A 3,944-nucleotide genomic window follows, 5' to 3' on the forward strand; every position below is an offset into this window, starting at 1 on the left:
TGAAAATGCAGGCCGCCTTCTTTCCACGATCCAGAGATGTCTGCCGCTTGCCAATGACTACGAACTCACCTTCGAAGGCCGTGTGCATGACCTCGTCCCGGAGAAGATGGACGTATGGTTCAGAAACGGCGTGAACCGCATGTCGCTCGGCGTGCAGTCCTTCGATACGAAGGTCCGTCAGGCCGTGGGCCGCATCGACGACGGGGAGACGGTATTCTCCCACCTGCAGGAGCTTCTGTCCTACAACCAGTGCGCTGTCGTCATCGACCTCATGTACGGGCTGCCGTACCAAACGATGGACGTGTGGCACAAGGACGTGGAAACGCTCGTGGAATCGGGCATCGACGGTGCTGATCTCTACCAGCTGAATGTCTTTGAACACAGCGACCTCAATCTGGCCATCCAGAGAGGGAAACGCCCTCCGGCCGCACCGACGCAGGTGCAGTCTGCCATGTTCTCCTTCGGCAAGAATTACCTCGACGCACAGGGATACAAGCGCCTCAGTTTCTGCCACTGGGCAAGGAACAACAGGGAGCGGAGCCTCTACAATACGCAGGCCCGCTTCGGTACGCACCTCTTCCCCTTTGGCTGCGGGGCTGGCGGCCATGTCGACGGTCTTTCCACCATGCTCGACCGCAGGCTTCCGGCCTATGAAAAGGCCATCGATGAAGGAAGAAAACCGATGATGTTCCTGATGAACCAGTCGCCCAATGCCCATCTAAAAGAAGATATCCAGGGGCAGATGAATCAGAGCAGGCTCAACCTTGATAAACTGATCCAGAGGGAAGAAAAACTGGCCAGCATGGAATTCCTGGGACCATTGTGGGAAGACTACGGCCTTTGGAAGCATAACGGCTACCTGTACCAGCTGACCGAAGCCAATCAGTTCTGGCAGGTCAATATGACGCAGACACTCCTTGAAAGCGTGAACCATCTCATGGGAGAAGAAACGGAAATCCAGCACAGGAGAATCGCCGCACAGGGATAGTGCTGTTTCCTGACAGGCGGTTCGCCTGGAAACATAAAATTGGGGCTGTGGCAAAATGTGCCATCATTTTGCCGCGGTCCTTTTTGATGGGATATATTCTAGCGTTCAGCCAATTAATCAACTTGGATGGCAGATGATAAGCTGAAGGGGAACAACAAAACCGCAGCTCCGCTGCGAGGTAATCAACCCTATCCGCCCTTCGGGCACCTTCCCCGTCTGGGAAGGCAAGTATTAGCGGCACTAGGGAACGCGCATTTTCCGGGATTTTCTATGCCCAAGCCCCATGCCCATCGGTTTGCTATACAGGGGGCGAAAAGTTATAATAGATACACTGTATGGTAAAATACAGCATGGATGATAAAATGATTCTTGACGAAAGCAGGTGATCTCATGGAAGTACATGAAGCAACGGAAATGTATATGAAGACGATCCTTGTATTGAAGAAGCGCCTTGGAACAGTGAGATCCATCGACGTGGCCAATGAAATGGGGTATTCCAAGCCCACGATCAGCATTGCCATGAAGAAATTTCGCCAGGAAGGCTTGATTACGGTGGATGAATCCAACTGCATCCATCTGACGGAGGCAGGACAGACGATCGCCGAGCGGATCTATGAAAGGCATCAGGTCCTTTCCTACATTCTGGAATCCATGGGCGTTTCCGAAAAGCACGCCCTCGACGATGCATGCAAGATCGAGCATGATATCAGCGATGAAACCTTTGCGGCCTTGAAGAAGGAATATGACAGGCTGAAAAAGGAAGAAACGCAGAAATAAAGATTGGACAATAAAAAGAACTATTGCGAAGTGATTTTTCATTTCACAATAGTTCTTTTTGCTTTTACTATAGGGTTCCTTAGTCTCTGGTAAAGAGGTCTCTGGTGTAGACTTTATCCTTGACGTCTTCGAGGTCTTTTTCTTCGCGGTTGGTGAGGATGATGTCGCATTCATCCTTGAGCTGCTGAAGGTCTTTGGTGACGGGGATGCCCATGAAGGAGTCTCCCTTGTAAGACGGTTCGTAGATGAGAAGGGGAATGTCCTTGTCCCTCAGACGCTCGATGACGCCCTGAATGGCGGAAGAGCGGAAGTTGTCGCTGCCGCTCTTCATGATGAGGCGGTAGATGCCGGCTTTCTTCGGATTTCTGGCGGCAATGCGGTCAGCGATGAAGGATTTCCTTGTCTCGTTGGAATCGACGACGGCGCGGATCATGGTTTCCGGGATGCCTTCGAAGTTCGAGAGGAGCTGGCGGGTGTCTTTCGGCAGGCAGTATCCGCCGTAGCCGAAGGACGGATTGTTGTAGAAGTCTCCGATTCTGGGGTCGTAGCCCATGCCTTTGATAATGTCAGCGGTATTCAGGCCCTTTTCTTCGGCATAGGTGTCGATTTCATTGAAGTAGGCAACGCGGATGGCGAGGAAGGTGTTGGAGAAGAGTTTGATGGACTCTGCTTCAGAAGATCCTGTGATGAGGACCGGGATGTTCTCGCGGACAGCGCCTTCCTGTTCCAGGGCTGCAAATTTTTCTGCTTCGGGGCGGAGGGCTTCTTTTCCTTTCGGGATCCCGACGATGATACGGGACGGGTAGAGGTTGTCGTAGAGAGCTTTGCCTTCGCGGAGGAATTCCGGCGCGAAGAGAATGGAAAGGTCAGGATAGACGGCGGAAATTTCCTGGGTGTATCCGATCGGGATGGTGGATTTGATGACGACGATGGCCTTGGAGCCGACGCGCTGGATCTGGGAGAGGATGGCTTCGACGGCCGATGTGTCGAAGTGGTTCGTCTCTGTGTCATAGTTCGTCGGAGCGGCGATGACGATCAGGTCTGCGTCCCTGTACGCGCTGTCGCCATCCATGGTGGCGGTGAGGTCGAGATCCTTGTGCGCCAGGTAGTCTTCGATGTAATCGTCGACAATCGGGGATTCCTTCCTGTTGACCATATCCACTTTTTCCTGGATGACGTCCACGGCAGTAACCTTGTGGTGCTGGGAGAGGAGGATGGCATTGGAGAGGCCAACGTAGCCTGTGCCTGCAATTGCGATTTTCATGGTGAGCCCTCTTTCTGAAGAAATTATCCCTTTTATTATACACTCTTTTCTGGCCTTTAGCAGGAGAAATAGGGTGAAAATCGTTAGGTTTTAACGCTTATTCAAGAAGAGAGGGGACCTTATGAAATACTGCGATTTTATCTAAATAAAAAATTGGTTTATACTATAGATGGCAGGAGATGCAAACAAAGTGCATCTATCAGCGAATCCTTCCCGGGTCAGGCGCCCTGCCGAAGGACCGCCCCGCGGCCGGACAGTTAAACTTACGTTTTCACTCCCCGGTCCGCTGCGGGACCATCCATATTGCCCGTCTGCTCCCTCCCTGGATGAACCTTCCGCCTTGACGGCTGCGTCTCCATACCGCGCAGCCCGTAATCCCGGCTGCAGACGGGTGTGCCATCGTCCCACTCTCCATCATGGACGACGGCGGTGAAAAAGACTTCTGGTTTCCGACTAGGAGTCTTTTTTGCTGGGATTTCTTGAAGATGGCACAAACGCTTATAGCAGGCTGGAAAGAACCTATTGGTGATTACGATTTCTCTTGGAGACTGATTTCATTTATACTGACAGCAAGATTTGGAAATTTCCGTACACTCAAAGACGGATGCTGCTTCAGATATTAAACTCGCCAGACAGGAAATCCTGATCCGGAAACTTATGGCAAAGACCGGAGTGACGGAATAAGGGAAAACGCCTGAGAAAAAGATTTTTCCAGATTTCCATTCTCTTGGGCTTTCCATAATATGGCCATCCAAAAAAAGCTGTGACAAAATTAGGTAAATACTGCCTTTAGCATTTCTCGAACGAAGTTCGGTTTAAGTTTTTTTTTTGAGCTTGCCCCGTAGGGGGAGCTGGCGACAGAGTCGCCTGAGGAGGTTCATTTGGGGGTGCGGATATTTTTTTGGACCATTCTGG

The 3,944-nt window shown here is 51.4% G+C and carries 2 protein-coding genes and 1 pseudogene; 2 read left to right on the forward strand and 1 reads right to left on the reverse strand.

Features of this window, described 5'->3' with window-relative positions:
* Both M3200_RS01145 and M3200_RS01150 read left to right on the forward strand, forming a co-directional pair.
* Positions 1 to 988 (forward strand): annotated as a pseudogene (locus M3200_RS01145) (heme anaerobic degradation radical SAM methyltransferase ChuW/HutW); the annotation flags it as partial.
* Positions 989 to 1,378: 390 nt separating this feature from the next.
* Complete coding sequence (locus tag M3200_RS01150) at positions 1,379 to 1,765, forward strand: metal-dependent transcriptional regulator (RefSeq protein ID WP_022381705.1); 387 nt, start codon at positions 1,379 to 1,381, stop codon at positions 1,763 to 1,765.
* 79 nt (positions 1,766 to 1,844) lie between these two features.
* On the opposite strand, the gene M3200_RS01155 is transcribed toward M3200_RS01150, so the two are convergent.
* A complete protein-coding gene (locus M3200_RS01155) occupies positions 1,845 to 3,029 on the reverse strand; it encodes a nucleotide sugar dehydrogenase (RefSeq protein ID WP_022381706.1) in 1,185 nt (394 codons plus the stop codon).
* Between the last annotated feature and the right edge of the window lie 915 nt (positions 3,030 to 3,944).

The organism is Dialister sp. CAG:357 (genome assembly GCF_000435155.1).
Taxonomy (GTDB): Bacteria; Bacillota; Negativicutes; order Veillonellales; family Dialisteraceae; genus Dialister; species Dialister hominis.